18 protein-coding genes are annotated in these 20,453 nt (G+C 42.9%); 14 read left to right on the forward strand and 4 right to left on the reverse strand.

Annotation, left to right across the window (positions count from 1 at the left end):
* Nucleotides 1–64 precede the first annotated feature (64 nt).
* From hisIE to AAEY83_RS02065, 6 genes are all read left to right on the forward strand, one after another.
* On the forward strand, nt 65–904 hold the full coding sequence (gene hisIE / locus AAEY83_RS02040; protein WP_025646054.1) for a bifunctional phosphoribosyl-AMP cyclohydrolase/phosphoribosyl-ATP diphosphatase HisIE: 840 nt from the start codon (nt 65–67) through the stop codon (nt 902–904).
* A 399-nt stretch (nt 905–1,303) separates the two neighbouring features.
* Nucleotides 1,304–1,585, forward strand: a complete 282-nt coding sequence (gene tatA / locus AAEY83_RS02045) for a Sec-independent protein translocase subunit TatA (protein WP_025646056.1) — start codon at nt 1,304–1,306, stop codon at nt 1,583–1,585.
* A 74-nt stretch (nt 1,586–1,659) separates the two neighbouring features.
* The gene (tatB, locus tag AAEY83_RS02050) at nt 1,660–2,322 is read left to right on the forward strand and encodes a Sec-independent protein translocase protein TatB (protein WP_025646058.1); all 663 of its coding nucleotides are present in this window, start codon (nt 1,660–1,662) and stop codon (nt 2,320–2,322) included.
* Nucleotides 2,323–2,459: 137 nt separating this feature from the next.
* Complete coding sequence (gene tatC, locus AAEY83_RS02055) at nt 2,460–3,197, forward strand: twin-arginine translocase subunit TatC (protein ID WP_392397031.1); 738 nt, start codon at nt 2,460–2,462, stop codon at nt 3,195–3,197.
* Between the two features lie 277 nt (nt 3,198–3,474).
* Nucleotides 3,475–4,971: a UvrD-helicase domain-containing protein gene (locus tag AAEY83_RS02060; protein WP_025646060.1), complete on the forward strand. Its 1,497-nt coding sequence runs from the start codon at nt 3,475–3,477 to the stop codon at nt 4,969–4,971.
* A gap of 246 nt (nt 4,972–5,217) precedes the next feature.
* Complete coding sequence (locus tag AAEY83_RS02065; RefSeq protein ID WP_025646061.1) at nt 5,218–6,219, forward strand: tRNA dihydrouridine synthase; 1,002 nt, start codon at nt 5,218–5,220, stop codon at nt 6,217–6,219.
* A 74-nt stretch (nt 6,220–6,293) separates the two neighbouring features.
* On the opposite strand, the gene AAEY83_RS02070 is transcribed toward AAEY83_RS02065, so the two are convergent.
* Both AAEY83_RS02070 and AAEY83_RS02075 read right to left on the reverse strand, forming a co-directional pair.
* Nucleotides 6,294–6,719, reverse strand: a complete 426-nt coding sequence (locus tag AAEY83_RS02070) for an MAPEG family protein (RefSeq protein WP_025646062.1) — start codon at nt 6,717–6,719, stop codon at nt 6,294–6,296.
* Nucleotides 6,720–7,148 (reverse strand): OsmC family protein, encoded by a 429-nt coding sequence (locus AAEY83_RS02075; protein WP_025646063.1) that lies wholly within the window; start codon nt 7,146–7,148, stop codon nt 6,720–6,722.
* A gap of 379 nt (nt 7,149–7,527) precedes the next feature.
* On the opposite strand from AAEY83_RS02075, the gene AAEY83_RS02080 reads away from it, so the two are divergent.
* The gene (locus AAEY83_RS02080) at nt 7,528–8,049 is read left to right on the forward strand and encodes an RNA pyrophosphohydrolase (RefSeq protein ID WP_025646064.1); all 522 of its coding nucleotides are present in this window, start codon (nt 7,528–7,530) and stop codon (nt 8,047–8,049) included.
* A 170-nt stretch (nt 8,050–8,219) separates the two neighbouring features.
* On the opposite strand, the gene AAEY83_RS02085 is transcribed toward AAEY83_RS02080, so the two are convergent.
* Both AAEY83_RS02085 and AAEY83_RS02090 read right to left on the reverse strand, forming a co-directional pair.
* Nucleotides 8,220–9,077 carry an NRDE family protein gene (locus AAEY83_RS02085; RefSeq protein WP_025646065.1) on the reverse strand — a complete coding sequence of 286 codons (858 nt, stop codon included), beginning with the start codon at nt 9,075–9,077 and terminating at the stop codon, nt 8,220–8,222.
* A 12-nt stretch (nt 9,078–9,089) separates the two neighbouring features.
* Nucleotides 9,090–10,721, reverse strand: a complete 1,632-nt coding sequence (locus AAEY83_RS02090; protein ID WP_025646066.1) for a DUF4139 domain-containing protein — start codon at nt 10,719–10,721, stop codon at nt 9,090–9,092.
* A 338-nt stretch (nt 10,722–11,059) separates the two neighbouring features.
* On the opposite strand from AAEY83_RS02090, the gene lgt reads away from it, so the two are divergent.
* The 7 genes from lgt (at nt 11,060) to AAEY83_RS02125 (ending at nt 20,409) form a co-directional block, all read left to right on the forward strand.
* Nucleotides 11,060–11,944 carry a prolipoprotein diacylglyceryl transferase gene (lgt, locus tag AAEY83_RS02095; RefSeq protein WP_025646068.1) on the forward strand — a complete coding sequence of 295 codons (885 nt, stop codon included), beginning with the start codon at nt 11,060–11,062 and terminating at the stop codon, nt 11,942–11,944.
* Between the two features lie 56 nt (nt 11,945–12,000).
* Nucleotides 12,001–12,645, forward strand: a complete 645-nt coding sequence (gene thyA, locus AAEY83_RS02100) for a thymidylate synthase (protein ID WP_025646070.1) — start codon at nt 12,001–12,003, stop codon at nt 12,643–12,645.
* 42 nt (nt 12,646–12,687) lie between these two features.
* On the forward strand, nt 12,688–13,923 hold the full coding sequence (locus AAEY83_RS02105) for a tyrosine-type recombinase/integrase (RefSeq protein ID WP_007394866.1): 1,236 nt from the start codon (nt 12,688–12,690) through the stop codon (nt 13,921–13,923).
* Complete coding sequence (locus tag AAEY83_RS02110; RefSeq protein ID WP_025646077.1) at nt 13,920–16,373, forward strand: tyrosine-type recombinase/integrase; 2,454 nt, start codon at nt 13,920–13,922, stop codon at nt 16,371–16,373. The genes AAEY83_RS02105 and AAEY83_RS02110 overlap by 4 nt, the downstream gene beginning before the upstream one ends.
* Nucleotides 16,373–18,481: a site-specific integrase gene (locus tag AAEY83_RS02115; protein ID WP_025646079.1), complete on the forward strand. Its 2,109-nt coding sequence runs from the start codon at nt 16,373–16,375 to the stop codon at nt 18,479–18,481. Before AAEY83_RS02110 ends, AAEY83_RS02115 begins: the two co-directional genes overlap by 1 nt.
* Nucleotides 18,478–18,990, forward strand: a complete 513-nt coding sequence (locus tag AAEY83_RS02120) for a hypothetical protein (RefSeq protein ID WP_025646081.1) — start codon at nt 18,478–18,480, stop codon at nt 18,988–18,990. The genes AAEY83_RS02115 and AAEY83_RS02120 overlap by 4 nt, the downstream gene beginning before the upstream one ends.
* 204 nt (nt 18,991–19,194) lie before the next feature.
* Complete coding sequence (locus AAEY83_RS02125) at nt 19,195–20,409, forward strand: IS256 family transposase (protein WP_025646083.1); 1,215 nt, start codon at nt 19,195–19,197, stop codon at nt 20,407–20,409.
* Nucleotides 20,410–20,453 lie beyond the last annotated feature (44 nt).

A 20,453-nucleotide genomic window follows, 5' to 3' on the forward strand; every position in this document is an offset into this window, starting at 1 on the left:
ATTATCGATCTAGCCTAATGCTAATCAACCGCCCTCCCCTTTTTTATCAGACGCTAGAGACATTATGACTGTACCGGCTTGGCTCACTGCTATCACCTTTAATTCCGACGGACTCATTCCAGCAATCGCTCAAGACCATCAATCAGGACGTATCTTGATGATGGCCTGGATGAATAGCGAAGCGCTGCAACTGACTGCCCAAACGCAAACAGCGGTCTACTTTTCGCGCTCTCGTAATCAGCTGTGGCATAAAGGCGAAACCTCAGGGCATACCCAGCACGTACATGATATCCGCTTAGACTGTGACGCTGATGTTATCGTACTCAGTGTCACCCAGGTGGGCGGTATCGCTTGTCATACTGGCCGTGAGTCCTGCTTTTATCAGCGTTTGGACTTGTCGGGCTCAGAGCCCACTTGGCAAGCAGTGGAACCGGTATTAAAAGACCCTGCCGATATCTATAGCACTAACTCTCAAAGCCCTGAAGCTACAGAAACTACGAGTAAAACGAACACTAACTTGGCTGAAGAGAATCATCAAAGCCTGCAAGCTGAAGACTCCATTTTACAGCAGCTCGATCAAGTCCTCAGCGCCCGCAAGCAAGCAGATAGCGATAGCTCTTATGTGGCAAGCCTTTACGCAAAAGGTCTTAACAAGATATTAGAAAAAGTAGGCGAAGAGGCGACCGAGAGCATTATTGCGGCCAAAGACTTGGCCCATAGTGATGCGCAACTAGATAAAGAAGCCTTTGATGCCGCGCGTTATGAGTTTATTTATGAAGTGGCTGATGTCTGGTTCCACAGTTTAATTGGTCTGGCTTGGTTCGATATAGAGTCTGAGGCCGTACTCAATGAGCTGGGACGACGTTTTGGCCTTTCGGGTATTGATGAGAAAGCGTCGAGATAACCTATCATATAGTGAGTTCAGTATAAAAACGATACAGTGGGACTGGAATAAGTTTTTCGCAGCCTCTATCTACGTAGGCACAGCACGCAAGGAAAATTTAGACCAGTTGCACGTTGATATATAATGTATCTGTTTTATTTAGGATCGACTATATGTCGAAAACAAAAGTGCCACTACCTATTTACTCTGTGTGATTGTTGCGACTTTCACCTTTTTGTCATAACGGCAAGGTATAATAGTATTTTTACGTCAGCGTTATGTCTGTATTTTTGTCAAATAGATCAATATTCTATAAAATAACAGTAGCGCGGTGGCGGCAATACTAATGCCAACAACTAAAGAGCAGCATTCACACTCAGAAATCTCAGACATGAGGTCTCAGACATTAAGGATATCATTATGGGCAGTTTTTCTATTACGCATTGGCTCATTCTCTTGGTGGTCGTGGTCGTCGTTTTTGGCACCTCTAAGCTGAGAAATGCCGGTAAAGATTTAGGCGGCGCGGTCAAAGGCTTCAAAGATGCGGTCAAAGACGAAGAAGCCGAAAACGCTAAAAAACACCGCGTACTCGATCATGAAGCTGGCGTGCCCCCCAATAGCAGTGCTAATAAAACGCACGGCACCAAAGTTGATGATATTGAAATCAGTCCTGCTGCAAGCGATGATCAACATAAAGTTTAGTTCGACAGAGTAGTTAGTACAGCCGCTACGTTGGTTATTTTTACCTGCTCTATAGATAGTGATGCTCAGGCCTTATGTTTGATATCGGATTTTCAGAGTTACTCTTATTTGGCGTTATTGCCTTAATCGTGCTTGGCCCGGAGAAGCTGCCACAAGCAGCGCGTACTGCTGGTCAATGGTATGGCAAAATTCGCCGTACTGTCTCAACGCTACAGTCCGAGATAGAAGCTGAGCTTGATCTGGCAGAGACCCGCCAGCAGATGCAAAAAGAGCTGGCAAAAATTCGCGAGACAGAAGCGCAAATGAAGCGCGAGATGGCTGAGTTACGCGGAAACATGCAAGAGTTTGAATCTGCTCAGAATCACAGCTTAAAAGATGAAAATAATTCTACTAGCTTAAAAAAAGAGCCAAACGCTCACAAGGATAATGATACTGCTGTCGATGCTAGCAAAAGCGCGGCGACGCCAACTTTAGATGAACAATATGCTTATGATAGTGACTTGATGGTTGATAAGCAGTCCGAAGCTATAAATACTGACTCAGCCTCTATCGACGATATAAATACGCCTATAATGACGCGTCCATGGGAGAATATGTGGTTTCGCTTAGGGGCTTACGATAAGGCGCGTCGTCTGCCTGCTGCGCCTTACATGCCGAATTATAAAGCTGATACTTTGCTTTATAGCCAAACCGATGCGGATAACCCCATGCCTCATAATGGAGAGGCGAGTTTATGACATTGTTTAAACGCCAAAAAAGCCGGCAAGAAAAACGAGCTCATGAAGAGGCAGTTGATAGCGCATCTTTTGGTAGTGTTGATGCTAAAAGTGCTCAAGACGAAAAATCCGATGATTTATTAGACTCTCTTGCAGACATGCCCATCACTGAGCATTTGATTGAGCTACGCCGGCATCTCATCAAGATCTGCGCCGCGGTATTAATCGTATTCTTAGCACTGGTTGGTTTCTCACGGGAGCTTTATGATTTTTTATCTGACCCATTAGTGGCGCAGCTGCCTGCTAACTCAACGATGATCGCGACCGATATTACCTCTAACTTTATGGCGCCGATACGCTTGACTATATTTGTGGCTGCCTTTTTTGCCATGCCTTATATTCTTTATCAAATTTGGTCTTTTGTCGCACCAGGGCTGTACAAAAAAGAGAAAAAAGTCGCAATACCGGTACTATTATCATCGATCATGCTGTTTTATGCCGGCGTGGCTTTTGCCTATTTTGTGGTACTTAAAGGCGTACTTAAATTCTTTATCGTTTTTGCGCCACAAAACGTATTGCCGATGACCGATATAGACAGTTATCTGAGCTTTGCCTTGAAGTTATTTATGGTGTTTGGGCTGACGTTTGAGATTCCAGTGGTGACTTTGCTGTTGATATTGGTCGGTATTGTCTCCATTCAAAGCTTAGAAGATAAACGCCGTTATATCATTGTGGGCTGTTTTGCCATAGCGGCGGTAGTGACACCGCCAGATGGGGTATCGATGTTGATGCTCGCGTTTCCGATGTGGCTGTTGTTTGAGTTGGGCTTATTTTTAGCTAAAATCTTGCTTAAAGACAAAAAAGAAGATCTAGTCGCTGAGCACTCAGAGCATTAACAAAGCCAAAATGATATCAATGCTTTATGAAATGATTAGTGCGTTATAAGACAATGACTGCTGATAGCAAATGTTTGCTCATAAAGACAAAGCTAATCTGTTAAAATCAGTAGTGCTCATTTACGCATGCGCAACAAACCCTATTCCAATCAAGAAAGCGCCTTTATTTGCGTTTTTTCTCTTCTAATGAGCCATTGTTTACGCAGTGGCTTTTTTTAGCCCCGTGTCTTTTATTTCATGCTTCATTTTATTCTGTTTTACATTTAGGTAGCTTTTTATGTCTGCATCTATGCCCGCTTATATGAGTGACCCTACCGAAGAGCAGCTTGCTGCGCTTAATATGGCGATGGATCATAAATCGTTTAAGGTGGTCGCTTATGCCGGCGCGGGTAAAACGACTACTCTAAAGCTGATTGGTGAGCGGCTGCGTGGTCGCGGTTTGTACTTAGCCTTTAACAAGGCTATAGCTAATGATGCGCGCGCCAAGTTTCCAGGACACGTCGACTGCCGGACCTTTCATTCGCTCGCCTATCGCCATGTGCCGCGAGACATTACCGCTAAGCTATCATTGCCTCGGTTTTCGCCGAAACGCTTAGGTGATGACTTAGGCTTGCAGCCGGTGCAAGTGCGACGGCAGATAGAAGGCTCGAATAAATACATCACTTTGACCCCAGCCCGCCTTGCGCGATTTGTCAGCGATGCGGTGAGTAACTTTTGTAGTACCCATGCCAGCTACCCTGCGCCCCGGCATTTATTGTTTCCCAGCTGGCTCGATGATAGTGACGCTGAGCAGCTACGAGAAATGCTCTATCCGGCAGTTGAGCAGCGTTGGCTACAGTCGATTGACGCGCGTCATCCTGCCGGTATCGGTCATGATATTTATCTTAAATTATGGGCGCTATCTAAGCCTACTATCCCGGCCGACTTTATCTTATTTGATGAAGCGCAGGATGCCGACCCTTTGATGATGGGTATCTTGACGCAGCAATCAAAGCAAGTTATCTATGTTGGCGATGCTCATCAGCAGATCTATGAGTGGCGCGGAGCGGTCAATGCGATGAAAAAGCTACCGCTGCCGCAAACCTTATTGACGCAGTCGTTTCGCTTCGGCGAACCTATTGCTGAGGTGGCGAATACTCTACTCAAAGCGCTACAAGAAGACGTGCCTCTTAAAGGCAACCCCAATAAAAGCTCCTCTACTGAGAAAGGCCTCGTACATAGCAAAAAGGACGCCATTCTTTGCCGTACCAACGCGGCGGCTATGGCGCAATTACTCACAGGGTTAAAGCACGGCCATCGCGTAGCGCTACAAGCCGATACCGAGCGTATGCTAAAGTTCTGCCAAGCGGCAGAAAACCTCAAAAACGGTAAATCTGCTTATGGCGTGCCAGAGCTGGCGTATTTCTATAACTGGTCGGATGTGCAAGAGTATTCAGAAACCAATGAGGGCAGCGATCTAAAAACTTTGGTTAAATTGGTCGATGATCATGGCACTAGCGTCTTGACGCGCGCGGTGAATAGTTTAACTCGTGTTGAGAACGCCGATTACGTCATCTCAACCGCGCACAAAGCCAAAGGCCTTGAGTGGGGAAAGGTACAGCTCGATGATGACTTCTATTATGATGTCACGACCAACGGCATTAAGATTAGCCCTGAAGAATTGCGTTTGTTGTATGTGGCTTGTACTCGCGCACAAAATAACTTAGATATTGCCAATATTGCGCCACTCATCTCAGGACTGCAGACCGGTAAAAAAGTGATTTATGGCAGTTAGTTTGCTCATTTATTTAGCAGCTTAAATTTTTTATGTACTTTGAGCTCTTAGACGTTATAACTAAATTTTAAACTTGGTATTTACCAAGCAATATTTTAATTTTGTATAACGATTTGCTGGGCTAAAGCCGTAGCCTACCCGAACGTTTATAAACCTTGTCATTAAATTCAATTCTCCGCTGTAGACTGTCATTCGCGATACGTAACCTACCGACCCAAAACAGCTAAAACCTTTAATTCTTATACTATGTCTAATAAACAATTTAATCCTTTATTTAGCAACCCCGTCCGCCTACTAGCCCCAATGGAAGGCTTGACCGATCCGTTAATGCGGCAAATCTTAACGCAGATTGCCGCCGATTTGGGTCGCCCTTATGATTGGTCGGTGAGTGAGTTTATTCGCGTCACCCAAACTGTCTTGCCTGCGCATGTATTCTATAAATACGTGCCAGAGCTGCATCATGATGCTAAGACCGCCTCAGGTACGCCTATTCATATCCAGTTGCTCGGTAGCGAAGCGCAGTTGATGGCAGAGAATGCGGTCTTTGCTTGTGAGCTTGGTGCGCCCGCTATCGATATTAATTTTGGTTGTCCTGCTAAGACGGTCAATAGCCATCGCGGCGGCTCAGTGCTGCTCGATGAGCCTGAAGTCATGTATCAGATTATTAGCGCTGTACGCCAAGCAGTCCCTAGCGAAATTCCTGTGTCAGCAAAGATACGTCTCGGCTACACCGATACCAGCCGTATGGATGATATACGCGGGGCAATTGACGCGAGCGGCGCGGATTGGCTAACCATTCATGCCCGCACGAAAACGCAAGGCTATAAGCCGCCCGCTTACTGGGAGAAAATTCAAGGCTTTAATAGCCTAGATATCCCAGTGATTGCTAATGGTGAGATTTGGAACACTGAGGAAGCGAAGCTATGTATCAGGCAATCAGGCACCAACCATTTGATGCTCGGACGCGGGGCGGTGACGCGGCCGGATTTAATTGCGCAAGTGGATAAAATAGATGTAGCTAAGGACGAATCGTTGAAAACGTCGACACTACTTTGGTCAGACTTAATCACTCATCAAATTAGGTTTTTGCAAGGCGAAGCAAAAAATGATGTGGTGCTCGTTGGTCGTTATAAGCAGTGGCTGGGCATGCTGACTAAGGGCTATATGGAAGCACAAAGTCTATGGAATGAGATCAAAAGGCAGAAAGATAAAGCGGCTATTATCGCCGCTTTACAAGCGAGTCGCTGATAAAAATTCTAAATTGAGGTAGCTGTTAAATACCGTTTTTCGCTTTTATTATTTCAACGCTTTGACTTTAACAGCTAAGCGCTAATCCGAATCGCAATATAAAATAGCATTAGCGGACAGGCCATTGATAGCACCCAAAGAATAGAGCGAAAAGTCGCCAAATTAGTAATATAAGCCGCGCAATAACCGATACGGATAATCACATATAGCCAAGCTAAGGTATTAATAATGGGCTGTGGTACAAAGAACAGCATCGCGACAATAACCGCTGCCAAAAATACCGGTAGCGTCTCATAGCTGTTTTGCTGAGCGGCATTCGCCCGCGCCGAAGCACCTGTAGTCTGCCGCAAAAACTCTCGCGGATGGGCGTTATCCGAGAGACCAAAGCCGCCTAACACCTTGGCCGTTATTGCCATCAGTAGCGGCAATAAACTGGCGACCACCATTGCCCATATTGCGGCAGCGGCAGTATCAGGGATAAAACCAAAGAGGTAAATCATCTAACCATCTGCCCCTTCGCCTGTCGTTATGACAAAATCATGAGTGATGTTAACGCCGCCATCTACTAGCATACGACTGGCTGAGCAGTACTTATCAGCGGAAAGTTTAATGGCTTTTTCAACCTGTTTTTCAGCGATATCTTGTCCGCTAACCACAAAATGTAGGTAGATATCTGTATATACTGCTGGGATAGTTTCCGCCCGCTGTGCAGTCAGCTCGCAGCGTACATCCTGCACCTGTTGCCGCGATTTTTGTAAGATAGATACCACGTCGTAGCTGGCACAGCCGCCAAGTCCTAGTAGTACTAGCTCCATGGGACTTGCGCCCTTCTCTTTATCAGCGTCGATCTGAACGTTATGCCCTGATGGCGCTACGCCCATAAAAGCTTTATTCTCTTGCCAAGTGACGCTCGCTTTTGATTCTGCCATCTTCTTATCCTAATATTATTAATTTACGGTACTGATTTATGCCGTTAGTGTAGCACTAGTTTAGCATTAGTTTCATCTAGGGTTTGTCTAGAAACATAAACTTAAAGCCTGTTTGAACCTAAGGGAGCAAGTTTGATTATTTACCGCCTTATCATTATTTAACAAAAGTTGTATTTTAAGTTATTGATTTTAAATCGTTAAATTTGTGAAACATTTTATAGCAAATTATCGTTACACATTTTGACCATTTCTTGTTTTAATAAGGGTAATAAAACTTATTCTAATTTGGCAACGATAGTCACTACCTTATAATAATTATGTTGGCTATCGAATGTCGCTTGGCAATAAGTTATTTTTAGATAAATTAAAAGGTTAAGTCATGATAGATGCAGACGGCTTTCGCGCCAATGTCGGCATCATCTTGGCAAATACACAAGGGCAAGTACTGTGGGCAAAGCGTATCGGACACAACGCTTGGCAGTTTCCGCAAGGCGGTATCGACCGCGGCGAGACGCCAATGGATGCGATGTACCGCGAACTCTGGGAAGAGGTCGGGCTGCATCCGCGCCATGTCGACTTATTGGCAGTCACTCAAGATTGGTTACGCTATCGCTTGCCAAAGCGCTACGTGCGCCATGGGCAGTATCCTTTATGTATTGGGCAAAAACAAAAATGGTTTTTGCTACGCTTAGATGAGCCGAATACTCAACACATTCGCTTTGATGAGGGAAAACCTGAATTTGACCATTGGCAATGGGTCAGCTACTGGTATCCGCTCGGACAAGTGATTCACTTTAAACGCGGGGTCTATCGCCGTGCTTTGCAAGAGCTGGCACGCGAGTTACCCCTTAGACAAGAGCTGATTATTCCGGAACAAAACAATCATTTATTGATGGAATAGACGCTCACGTTAATGAAAGATGCTCGCTGTCATATCTAAAACATCAGATATGACAGCGAGCATTTTTTATGTCTTTAGCTATTTTTCTGGCAAGCCTAATAAAGCATAGCTCCATTTTTCAGCCCCTGTAACCTGTATAACGTCACAATATTGCGTGGAATGCTCGCTACCTAACACTTAACATTATCCGTTTCATGGCTAATCAGCTGCGCTTTTACTTCTGACTTATCTTCACCGCGCAAAGTCAAAATACTTTGCGTACGCGTGCCATAACTTGGCATTGGCGTATCAGTATTACTCAAAGCGACCGCGTCGATGTACACAGACGATAAGGCTTGCTCTATAGCTTTTGGTACGCCTGTTTTCGGCAGCCCTTCCTCAGGCGCTGAGGTGCTATCTGACATCACATTAAGCGCGGCCGCTTGCCAATACGCAAGCGAGCTATCCTCAGCGATGAGCGGCAGCACTTCTTGACGCAAGCGCGCGCGGAGCTTTTCAGTTTTAAACCACTCTTCATCCGGCTGTCCGTTGGAGAAAACATGCAATCCTGCATGTAAAGCGGTCGGCGCATGGCCACGGTTATTGACGATGACCGCTTGCTGGCTATCACCAATGATGAGATTAAACCCAGCGTAGTCTCGTAGCTTAATCTGCCGCGCAAATGCCATCGGGCTGAGTGTACTTGTCAAAAAACTGGTCACTAATTCGCCGCGTGAGCGCTCATCTGCTCTTGCTTGCACGCCATCGCGAAAGTTTAATACCGCCGCCCAGTGACCGTTTTGTTGATATAAAGGGCTTTGATTGTCCTCAGTAGACTGCTGATTCTGTTGTTGACTCTGCTGTTGACGTTCTTGCTGATAAATGCCTAACCAAGTGCCGCCACTTTGGCTGTCGCGGCCAGCATAGATCGGCTGATCTGGCCACTGGTGCAACTGCTCGGTAGGACGCGCTAAGAACTCATCACGATTTGATAAAAGTACTAACGGCAGCTCATCAAAGAGCTGCCAAGCGATAGCGACGATACACATAGTTTTCCTTTTTTAATTACTGATCAATTCTTGCTTAGCCGGATAACTGATTTGCGAGGTCGACTGCACGACTTGCGACTGTTGCGGCGCTAACTTAAAGTCCCAAGCCACGACTCCTTGATTACTATTCCAATCGCGCTCGCTAATTGGCGGCGTATGGGTGGCACTGACTTTTAAGTTATCATCGCGGCTGATAGGCTCGCTGCCTAATACTTGTAAGTTGACCGTTTTATTATGCTGATTAGTAAACTGATAAGCTTCTGTCTTAGTCAAAGTTTGGATGCGATTAAACGCGCCTTTCTCGCCTTGTTTATCTTCATCTACTAATTGTTTAACTCGCATATTATTATCAACACCAAAGCCAATGCCTTGCTCTTTTAGCAGCTGATAGCTATAGCGCGTTTGCCCGATATAATTATCATCACGGTACAGCTGCAGCGAGCCATCGACCCAAGCGGGTGTCAAGAACGGCGCTGACGCATACCAATATCCTGCCAGCTCTGCACTTGGTGTGCTTCGAATCCACAGCTTACTGATTCCTGCTTGCTCATCGATAACAGTACGTACCCGCCGACCATCACTCGGAATACTAACGCGCTGCGGCAAACGGTATTCAGTTATGCCGTTTTTATCTTGCCGGTTGACCGCAAAGCTCGGTAACGGCGCCATATTAGCCATAGCTCCAGCGCTTTCGTCTGCTGAGACCACCACGACTGGCGCTTCCATCATTGGCTGCGCGTATCTTGCGACACTACCTTGCTGCTGCTCGTCATAGAGCGATAAGCGCTGCACATAAGGCAGCTGGCCTGTCGCGTTTTGGTTCGGATTCACTGAGCTGAGCATTAAAGGCACGTTTTGCCAGTTTTCGCCGGTTTGCTGCGCGATAATGGCCGAGGCAGTAATACTTAACTGCTTAGTATCGGTATTGAGCCGTGCTTGATAGGTCGGTTGCCAGCTAGCGCCGCGCACTTGATAGTGCAGCTTGAGGTTACTTGGCGTACGGCTAGCGGTGCGCACGCTGACTTGGGTGACGCTATTTTGCGTGGTCGTGCTGCTACCAGCCATGAGCTGATTGAGTGCATCTTGCGCGCGGGCTTGTTGCTGCTCAATCTCAAGGATTCGCTTATTAATAGCGGCGGCCTGCGTCTCTAGCTCACGAGCATTACTGCCCAAAGTGCCCTCGAAGCTGATTTGGTTGACTTTGGTCATATTTTGCAAATAGGCTTTGACCAAACGCGCCGCTTCTAAATCGGCTTTGATACTGGCTAAGTGATTTTGCTGCGTCTGTACCTTAGCATCGCCTTGATACTGGCACAGTTGAGCTTGCTCACCGCTTAAGGTCTCGATACTGACTTCACCGACATTAACGTCGCCAAGCGCTTGTACGCTCAAGCTGTCTTGATCAAGATAAGGCGACAAGCAAGAAAACACTAACGTTTGCTCACCGCTACCAGCAATCGGCAGCGTACGCGTGACGCTCGCTAAGCCTTGATAAATAGTGATTTGCTCAATGCCGCTTTCAGCCGCTTGAGCACTAATAGGAGGCAATAACAAGCTAAGCGCGGTTAGAGCAAATATCGAACTTGGTATTGTGCCTAATCTTTGCTGAGTCAGCACTGCTCTATTTGACCGATAGGGTTTCATGACTGTCCTTAGTCTTATAGTATTTTTGGTCTTACAGTATTTTTGGTCTTACAGTATTTTTGGTCTTACAGTATTTTGGTATAAACCATCACAATCTCGTTTGTTTTTATCTTAGCGTTTTTTATCCGACATTACTATCTTATAACTTTGTGCGGTTAGCTTACGCTCGCGGCTATAGTAATGATGATTATTTCTCTAGCGCGCGGCTTCTTTACTAGCAGCATTTTTTTAGCATTGCACGCTTACCATACTGCCCAGTATTGCGATGCGAAATTAGTGTTCGTAACAGCTAAATTTGCTATCATGAGCAGCATCTTATTCTCAATATTATGACTTTTATGAACATTCATCCTCAGTATGACCCAGTAGCGTTAGCGCTCGGCCCTATCGAAGTACACTGGTATGGTTTGATGTACTTGCTTGCCTTTGCCGCAGCCTTTGGTCTTGCTTGGTATCGCAGTACTAAACGCGATGCTTGGTCGACGGATATGGTCTCAGACTTAGTGTTCTTTGGCGCGCTTGGGGTGATTTTGGGCGGCCGTATCGGTTACGTGCTCTTCTATCAATTTGGCGAATTACTACAAAATCCGGCCTACTTATTTAGGGTTTGGGAAGGTGGTATGTCTTTTCATGGCGGCCTTATTGGTGTCGCTCTTGGCATGCTTTATTTTGCGCGTAAGTATAAAAAGACGCCTTTTCAAGTCCTCGATTTTATCGTGCCTTGCGTGCCAACGGGCTTATTGTTTGGACGCATTGGCAACTATATCAATGGCGAGCTGTGGGGCCGTGTCTCTGATGGCGGCTATAACTGGCTCACTTATTTCCCGCAAGCGGCGGCCTTTGATGCTCAGCTAATGCAGGCCGACCCAACCTTGCAGCAATTGGCGGCTGAGGTTAGCGGTCAGTATTTACTGCCACGCCATCCCTCGCAGCTCTATCAAGCGTTAACCGAAGGACTGCTGCTGTTTTTGCTACTGTGGTGGTACTCCTCAAAGCCGCGTCCGCGTATGGCGGTGACGGGCGTGTTTATGCTTGGTTATGGCTTTAGCCGCTTTATTGTCGAGTTCTTCCGTCAGCCCGATGCCGATCAAGGTTTTATCCTTTTAGGCTGGGTCACCAAAGGGCAGATCTTAAGCGCACCGATGATTATCATTGGTATCGTGCTCATCATTTATGCTTATAAACGTGACATTTATGATTGGGGTAGACAAGCTGCTTATTAGACCCATATTAGACATTAAATAAACTTAGTTGTTATTAAATATTGAAGTTGTAGACCATGATTACTAGCAAAAACGAACAAGCTTATCTTGATTTACTCCAGTACGTGTTGGCTCACGGCACTGAAAAAGGCGATCGCACTGGCACTGGCACCTTAAGTCATTTCGGCGCGCAATTGCGCTTTGACTTGGCAGAGGGTTTTCCCTTACTGACCACTAAAAAAGTACACTTTAAGTCCATCGTGTATGAGCTATTATGGTTTTTAAGCGGTAGCACGCACGTTGATTATTTGCAGCAAAATAACGTACGCATTTGGAATGAATGGGCCACCGCTGAGCAAACCGCGCGCTTTAATCGCCCTGCTGGGGATCTGGGCCCTGTCTATGGCCATCAATGGCGCAACTATGGCGCAACTAAAAACACTGATGAAAGTGACAACAATGTTTATAATGATGACGGCGTCGATCAAATATCGCAGCTTATTGAGCAAATAAAAATTAACCCCAACTCCAGACGTCTTATCGTCTCTGGTTGGAATCCAAGCGAAGCCAGTCAAGTGGCCTTGCCGCCTTGTCATACATTGTTTCAGTTCTTTGTTGCGGATAATAAGCTCTCTTGTCAGCTTTATCAGCGCTCAGCGGATTTATTCCTATTATACCCCCATAACAATAATGCACAATACGGAGTAATAGATCGTATATAATGCAATACATAACTTAGTCTATGTATTGAGATAGTGATTATTATGGATGTTAAAGTTTGTTCTGATACAAAGTTAGATTTATCTAAGTCTTGTTTACTCAATGAGATTCCAAACTTATCATTGAACAAAACCGTAAAAGTGAATGGTGTTGGAGTATTTGATGATGATGGCAAGATCCTTCCTCTTGTTTCTGAGTATTTGTCGTATCGAACCAAACATCAAATAATCTCTTATAAATCAGCAGTTACTTATGGTAGAAACCTAAGCTACTTCTTAAGTTATATTCGTAGTCGTCCAGATTATGATGACAGTGAATCTGATGAAGTATTTATTACAGTTCCAAAATACGTAATTCAAGAATACCTGACATTTTTAATTCGTGAAGATCATAAGAACTCATCTACTGTTAGAAGTAGAGATGAGACAATACATGCCTTCATCGAATACCTTTGTAGCCCTACAGAAGACCGTGATAAGCTTAGAGAAGATAACCCATATAGCGATGGCTTGCTATCAAAACCACCAAAGCGCACACCCATTAGCTCTTGCACACTTGATGACCTTTTTATATTGATTGAATTTACTGATTCAGAACGAGAAAGAGCTTTACTCCAATTTTTATACGACTCTGGCTTACGTCGTTCAGAACTACCTAGAGTTACTCTTCAGGACTTTAACGATACTAACAACTTCAATTCTGAAAAGTTTATTTCCTCCGATAATGAACAGCCTATCCATGCTGATTACGTGCCTTTAAAAGTCAAAGGAAGTAAAGGCCGTGGTAATCAAATTAAGCCACGCTGGACTTTGCTTAGCTTAGCAACTATCAAACGTGTGCAGAAATATCATGCATCTCCCCTGTATAAAAAATATGCCCGTAAATATGTAGACCCGTCTAAAACCCCAGCATTTTTTAATGCTAAAGGTACTCCCTACACGCCTAGTGCAATCAACAAATTGCTTGAACGTATAAGTGAACGTGCAATAAAGAAAGGTCGCCTTGATCGAAGCATCTCTCCTCACAAGTTAAGGCACGGAAATGCTTATTCAATATTGCAGTCAAATGATTTAGGTTCCGATTACTTAGATCGGCTCGTTATTGTGCAAAAAAACTTAGGGCACAACCATCTCCAGACTACACAGATATATACAAGTATCCCCCAAGATATCTATAACAGTATGTGTGATGAGAACGGTGACTTATTAACTAGGGCCGAGAAGATGAGGCGCTTGTCTGAACAAACGCAATTAAGAATTGGCATTAAGGACATCAAATGAAAAACATTGGAATAACCATTGATGAGTTTCATGAGGATTTTCCTGAGCTAGGGATTTTAGGTGCAGACTGTAAAATCGTTGAAGAAAAACAACCAATTAAAGACGCCGAAGCAGCTGTTATAGAATGGGTATCGAAAACAACTGCGGATACAGAAGCATTATGGGAAATACCAATTAGTAAAGCGGATAATACTTTAGGCTTCAGTGTAGCTGTTAAGCATATTCAGAGTGCTGTAGGTGTCTCATACTCTGTTGCACAAAAATATAGGAGTCTTACTACTCCTTTAATTGAAAGGATGATCGAAGAAGGGATTCTAATAATACCAAGTGAAAGCTACGAAGCGGCTGGCATCGAAAACACTAGAAAACTTTTGAATTGGTACAGAAAGCTAACTGTAGAGGAAAAGCACACTTTACCTATTTTCGGCAACAAAATTTCGATAGGAAAAATGTCTCCAGAACAACTACCTATAAAAAAAGAATCCTTAAGATTTAGTGTTGTTAAAGATGCTTGGGAATTCATTCACAAAGACTTAGAAAAAATTGGAATTATTGATCCAAATTATAGAAGCGTTGCTGAAAGAACAAGCGAAGCGAATGTCAATAGAAGAAATCATAGTGAAAGTCAGATAGAGCGTTTTCATAGACTCGCAGCAAGAGAGCTAAATGCAGCTGATGACTTCTTCCCTCCTTCAAAATTAGAACCGTTTATTCAGGTTGAGCAACTGTTTGCTTGTAGTAGCAAAACTGTCTCTTCAAAATCAGGCAAGAGTAATTATAGAGTTGCGAGTAGTTCATTTATAGAGTTCTTATCTAAACTGTATGGAAATAAACCCTTTAGAATCGTAACAACTTTTGATGAATACCTATTATCTAGATATCGGAAATATTTAGAGGACAAGGTAATAAATAAAGAAATATCAAGTTATCATGCAAATACAGTTTTGAGTTCAGTCCGTATAACATTGAATCGGCTGACTCAAGTACGCGATATAGAATATAGCTTTTTCAATATAAATGGATTTGCTACAACTAGAGAAACAGATGTTAAAAAGCCATTTACAATGAACGAGCGACTTCGAATATTAGAGGCTATTGAAAAAGGATTGAGCGAATCTAGAAAAGCCCTCAAACCTTATAAGAAAACGGGTTTAGGCAGCAATCCTTTGGACGAAAAGGGTTCAGTCATTAGAGGCCTTTCGACACTAGAGAATGCGCGATGGCTCTTTGAAAACCGCTTAATGTGTAAGCCAGTTCATTACAATACAGCTAAATCACCTATTGAGAAGTCTTTCTTAAGAATTATTAATGATTCAGATAAGGGTTTGATAGAGGTATACAACGACTGGGGCATTACCCCAATGATAAATATGGATACACTAACGCCTTACGTTTTAAGGCTTGCTCAAATTACTGGTTTAAATGCAAATCCTTTACTTTCTCTTGATATAAACGATTATGTAGATTCCCATCCGGCAACATCGCGGCCTTGTCTTAGATATTGGAAAGAAAGGTCTGATGGTCATAAAGAATACCACCTCGATCTTTTTAATGCAGAACTGACATGGCTTACGTCATCTCAAGCTAAGTCTATAAAAATTATTTTTGAAGAATTAGTCCAATTGACGAGTAGTTTTCGACAAGATATTGAAGATGATGCCTTTAAAGATAGGTTGTTCATCTATCAGTCGAATAGTACAAAAAAGCACGGCAGAGTATCTCCACTATTAGGAAACAAAGAAAAAAATGCAAAAGCATTGGGAGCTAGTTTGTCCAGGTTTGTTAAGAAATATAATTTAAAAAATGATGCAGGAGATCCCCTAACTCTTACAATAAGTCGGTTTAGACCAACATTTGTTAGTGAGATGCTTAGAAATGGCGTAACTGTACGTGAAATTCAACTCATGTTGGGTCACTCCTCACTCCAAACAACTCTCGGTTATATAGATTCTCTAGATTTTAACTCCATGAGTAGAATGAAGATAAATGATGAATTAGAAGAGATACATCAATCGACTCTGGATAAAAAAGTTGAGAAAGTGCCAGAAGATATAGAGTCCAAAAAAAATGATGAGTTGGTAACAACCTTTCATACTCCTCTAGCTGAATGCAGAAATATTTTTGACCCACCAGATTTTGTAAAAAATCTTTCATCCTACATACCTGGTACTCCATGCTCACAATATAACAAATGTTTGGGTTGTGACAATGTCATTATTACAGCTAAGAATCTGCCTGAAATTTTTGCAATGAAGCGTGACTATACGCTTTTGAAAGAGCACTCCCGTGTCATGGATACACCCTATGGGCATGTTATTTCAGAGAATTTAGAACTGATAAAAGGTATTACAGAACCTGAACTATCTAATTTTTCCTTAGAAGAATTAGAAAATGGACGGCGTTTAGCAGAATACATTGAAACGACCACACTAGTTGATGGAGTAATCTAATGGACTATGAAAAAAAGCTGAATGTATTAACAGGTTTTGCAGAACATCGTTTATATGTTTTAGATGCTCTAGACCATGCTACAGTTCAAAAGAAGAAGCACCTTCAAAATAATTACACAGATGACATAGAGTATGTGACGTACCTTATGGACAAACCTGTATCGAAATTATCAAAGTTTTCTGACGACTTTTGGGACTTTAATGACGACTATCCTAATGCTGCACGAAATGTTCAGGGCGCAAAGCTCCGCATTAGTTTTTCAAAGTATACAGATATCCCAAGATTCGTTTTAATAGAAATAAAAATCATATTCGAGTTGGCCTTGCTAAACAATTCGATTTTCAAGCTTCAAAGTAAGGAAGGCCAAAGTCGAACAAAAAAAGTCTTAAAAGCAAACTCTTTAATTACAATTTTTGAAAATGGATTAACGTTTATTAATGAAATATTTAAACAGGCATCTCATGAGTTAGGCCATGAGTTTGTTCAGGAAAAAATCAGAACACTCTCCGATATAACACCCGAACTGTATTCCAAAGCTGCTGAAAACTACGATCGTGTAAAAAATATAGAGCTAGATAAATTTTTCAAATATCTACGCAGTCCAGCGTCGGTTCAGTATGTATTTGAAAAACCTATCGCTTATGTAGAGTTAAATAGCCTGAAATGGAAGAGACTTGCTAATACTAATACTTCGAAAAAAGAACAAGTACTGCCAGATCTGGTATTTGAATCTCTCTCGAAAATGGCTTCCTTTATCATAGTGGACTTTTTAAACGCTATAGGAGCTTCAGCAAAGATATCAGATCCTAACTCCTTAGAAAGATTTAATACAAGCAACCACGTTTCATGGGCAAACGAAGAAGGAGTAACCCACGAAATTTTAAATGCTTATATTGCTATGAGATTAGGAACTAAAGGCTATCCTTCAAGTTTCATTACAAACATAATTGAACCCTATGATTGGATGCTCAAAAAAGACTCTAGTGTCATGGGTGGACGAACTTTACGTAACGCATTGAAAAAACGTGGTTACAAGTTAGATAATCTTAGAGAATACTTTAACCTCGTAGCGTATGCCTGCGCGTATTTAGTGGGTCAATATACAGGTATGAGACCATCTGAACTATCAGAAATAAGAGTTCAGGATTGTTCGTGCTTAATTCAAAGTGACTCCGTCTGGCTGATTGAAAGTACGGTCAAAAAGCATAAAGATGAAGTTAGTACAGGTTTGTTTGACGACAGATGGGTAGCTATACCAATTGTTAAGGATGCAGTATTAGCAGCTTCGTATATCTCAAAAATTAAGGCGTCGCCCTACTTAATTTCTAATGTAGATACTGTTAAACCTGATAACTCCCCCCAGTCAATGACTAGTACTGGTATCGTGTATCAAATGAATAACTTTATTAGCCAACTCTTAGGCGAAAAAGTTGCTAAAGAACTAAAATTCAATCCATATATGTTAAGACACACATTAACATATCAATTGTTTAAGGCTGAAGTTGGATTGCCTCTTATATCGTTTCAATTGAAACATTTTGTAGAGAGCATCTCTAAGTACACATCTACTGGCGCCACCTCGTCAGTTACGTTAGGCTACGGTGATATAGGTGAGATGCTGTCAAAAGACGGCAACCGAAAAGGTGATACGAAATCACTGCGCCGAGCAGCTGAATTAGATGCTATTAAAACTGCCCATAATCCAAATGGTACATATTATGGTGGTAAAGCGAGTGAGCATAAAAAAGGTCTGATCAAGACGTTTAGTGGATATATGGCTGAAGGATACACAGAGGATGAGATTTATGAGGCTATGGTAGATCAAGGGGTTGCCATGGTCTATATGGGACAAGGGCTTTGCTATGGTGGTAGAGCAGAAGAGTATGACTCAAGCCTACCATGTATTGGTTCACTGCGTTGTAACCCAGCTCGATGCAAACAAGCCGTTGTAACTACTAAGCATGCTCCTAAATGGCGTGAAGTTTACATGTTAAATAAAACCAACCTCAATAAACCAGAATATTTGGAGTCTCGTGAGCAAATTCTAGCAGCAATGAACGAGGCCAAAATGGTATTGGAAAATCTTGGTGAGGCAATCGAACTATGAGTAATGAAGCTTATGATCAAAAAAATAATGACGACTATGAAGCAATAACTTCTGCTCTAAATATTGCCTTAATAGATCTTCAAGATAACAAAAAGCTAAAACCCACTATAGCGCAACTTTCGAAGATGACTGGTATTCATCGAAATACTATTACAAACCGTGGTTGGCCCGTCCAAAAGCTAAACCAGATCAAAGATATCAGAAAAGCTGAAGAGAAATCGCGTAAAGACAAAAGAACCATAGATAATGCTGATGTTAAGAATGCGCTTGAAGCAAAGATGATTCAAGCACAAAATGAGGTTATCTACTGGTTTAATGAATATCAAGATATAAAAAGAGTCGCTCAACACTCAGATAAACGGTTACAAAAAATGAAAGAGTCACGAGATTATTATAAAAAACAATCTGATACAGATAAAAGGTCGTTATTAGAAGCTAGACAGGAGATTAAAAAACTGAGACAAATGTTAGCTTTAAAAGATGCAACACCGAACCAGCTGATGCACTAATCTATCGAGACCACCTTTGTTATAAAAGTATAAACTTAATTTCCTTGTACTTAAGAGCTAGCAAGAGCTTAGCTAATAAGCATATACCCTATAGCATAAATCACATATACTGATACTTTATGCCTAATAGAAATTTATCACTTTTCTCGAGCCTTTCCCAAACTCTGTGTAACTGCTTATAATCCACTAACAGGAGAATAAGCAATGACGACTCAATCTGACATTAAAAAACTGGCCGAGCAAATGGCTGGTAGCATGAAAAGCTTTGATGACATTAAAGACTTCCAAAAGCAGCTCATGCAATCCTTTATCGACACTGCACTAGAAGCTGAGATGGAAGATCATCTCGGCTATCCCAAGCATGAAAAGGCGGATAAACCTAATAAGCGCAACGGACACACTAAAAAGAGAGTCCGTAGCGACACAGGCGATATTGAGATATCCACCCCAAGAGACCGTCATGGTGACTTTGAACCTACACTCGTGCGCAAGCATCAAACCCGTATTAGTGGCCTTGATGACAAGATCATATTCCTTTATGCCAAGGGTCAAACCACCACCGAGATTGTAGAGAGCATTAAAGAGCTCTATGACGTCGATATCTCAAGCTCTCTTGTCTCAAGAGTCACTGACAACATCTTAGAGGACATCACAGCTTGGCAGAACCGGCCATTGAGCAGTGTTTATCCTATCGTCTATCTAGACTGCATTGTCGTCAAGGTACGTCAAGACAAGCAGATCATCAACAAGGCGATCTATCTGGCCTTAGGCGTGGGACTTGATGGTAAAAAAGAGCTGCTTGGTATGTGGCTCTCAGAGAATGAAGGCGCTAAGTTCTGGCTGGGTGTTCTTACTGAACTACAAAACCGCGGGGTACAAGATATCCTCATTGCCTGTGTCGATGGTTTAAAAGGCTTCCCTGATGCCATCAACACCGTTTACCCCAACGCTCAGGTTCAGCTGTGTATCGTGCATATGGTGCGTTATTCAATGAAGTTCGTACCGTGGACGGACAAAAAGGCCGTAGCGGCTGATTTAAAGGCCATCTATGGCGCTGATACCCTCGAGATGGCAGAGGCTAATCTTGAGCACTTTGATGATACTTGGGGTAAGGACTATCCGCACGTGGTTAAGTCTTGGCGCAATAACTGGGAGGGCTTAACGGTGTTCTTCGAGTATCCTAAAGATATCAGAAAAGCTATATATACTACCAATGCTATCGAGTCGCTAAACAGTGTCATTCGGACAGCGGTGAATAAGCGTAAGGTGTTCCCCTCTGATCAGGCAGCATTCAAGGTGATTTATCTGGCGACTCAGCAAGCATCGTCAAGGTGGTCGATGCCCATCCGTAACTGGACGTCTGCTCTGAATCGTTTTATGATTATGTTTGATGACCGTATCAGTAAGCATTTAATCTAAATGGCAGTTACACAGAATCTGGGATGGTCTCCTTTTCTCAGCTT

It is taken from the genome of Psychrobacter sp. TB20-MNA-CIBAN-0197 (assembly GCF_040309765.1).
In the GTDB taxonomy this organism is placed as follows: Bacteria; Pseudomonadota; Gammaproteobacteria; order Pseudomonadales; family Moraxellaceae; genus Psychrobacter; species Psychrobacter submarinus.

Excerpts from the sequence above, each read along its gene's own strand:
- hisIE (WP_025646054.1), top strand. The coding sequence starts at position 65 with ATGACTGTACCGGCTTGGCTCACTGCTATCACCTTTAATTCCGACGGA.
- tatA (WP_025646056.1), top strand. The coding sequence starts at position 1,304 with ATGGGCAGTTTTTCTATTACGCATTGGCTCATTCTCTTGGTGGTCGTG.
- tatB (WP_025646058.1), top strand. The coding sequence starts at position 1,660 with ATGTTTGATATCGGATTTTCAGAGTTACTCTTATTTGGCGTTATTGCC.
- tatC (WP_392397031.1), top strand. The coding sequence starts at position 2,460 with ATGCCCATCACTGAGCATTTGATTGAGCTACGCCGGCATCTCATCAAG.
- AAEY83_RS02060 (WP_025646060.1), top strand. The coding sequence starts at position 3,475 with ATGTCTGCATCTATGCCCGCTTATATGAGTGACCCTACCGAAGAGCAG.
- AAEY83_RS02065 (WP_025646061.1), top strand. The coding sequence starts at position 5,218 with ATGTCTAATAAACAATTTAATCCTTTATTTAGCAACCCCGTCCGCCTA.
- AAEY83_RS02070 (WP_025646062.1), bottom strand. The coding sequence starts at position 6,719 with ATGATTTACCTCTTTGGTTTTATCCCTGATACTGCCGCTGCCGCAATA.
- AAEY83_RS02075 (WP_025646063.1), bottom strand. The coding sequence starts at position 7,148 with ATGGCAGAATCAAAAGCGAGCGTCACTTGGCAAGAGAATAAAGCTTTT.
- AAEY83_RS02080 (WP_025646064.1), top strand. The coding sequence starts at position 7,528 with ATGATAGATGCAGACGGCTTTCGCGCCAATGTCGGCATCATCTTGGCA.
- AAEY83_RS02085 (WP_025646065.1), bottom strand. The coding sequence starts at position 9,077 with ATGTGTATCGTCGCTATCGCTTGGCAGCTCTTTGATGAGCTGCCGTTA.
- AAEY83_RS02090 (WP_025646066.1), bottom strand. The coding sequence starts at position 10,721 with ATGAAACCCTATCGGTCAAATAGAGCAGTGCTGACTCAGCAAAGATTA.
- lgt (WP_025646068.1), top strand. The coding sequence starts at position 11,060 with ATGAACATTCATCCTCAGTATGACCCAGTAGCGTTAGCGCTCGGCCCT.
- thyA (WP_025646070.1), top strand. The coding sequence starts at position 12,001 with ATGATTACTAGCAAAAACGAACAAGCTTATCTTGATTTACTCCAGTAC.
- AAEY83_RS02105 (WP_007394866.1), top strand. The coding sequence starts at position 12,688 with ATGGATGTTAAAGTTTGTTCTGATACAAAGTTAGATTTATCTAAGTCT.
- AAEY83_RS02110 (WP_025646077.1), top strand. The coding sequence starts at position 13,920 with ATGAAAAACATTGGAATAACCATTGATGAGTTTCATGAGGATTTTCCT.
- AAEY83_RS02115 (WP_025646079.1), top strand. The coding sequence starts at position 16,373 with ATGGACTATGAAAAAAAGCTGAATGTATTAACAGGTTTTGCAGAACAT.
- AAEY83_RS02120 (WP_025646081.1), top strand. The coding sequence starts at position 18,478 with ATGAGTAATGAAGCTTATGATCAAAAAAATAATGACGACTATGAAGCA.
- AAEY83_RS02125 (WP_025646083.1), top strand. The coding sequence starts at position 19,195 with ATGACGACTCAATCTGACATTAAAAAACTGGCCGAGCAAATGGCTGGT.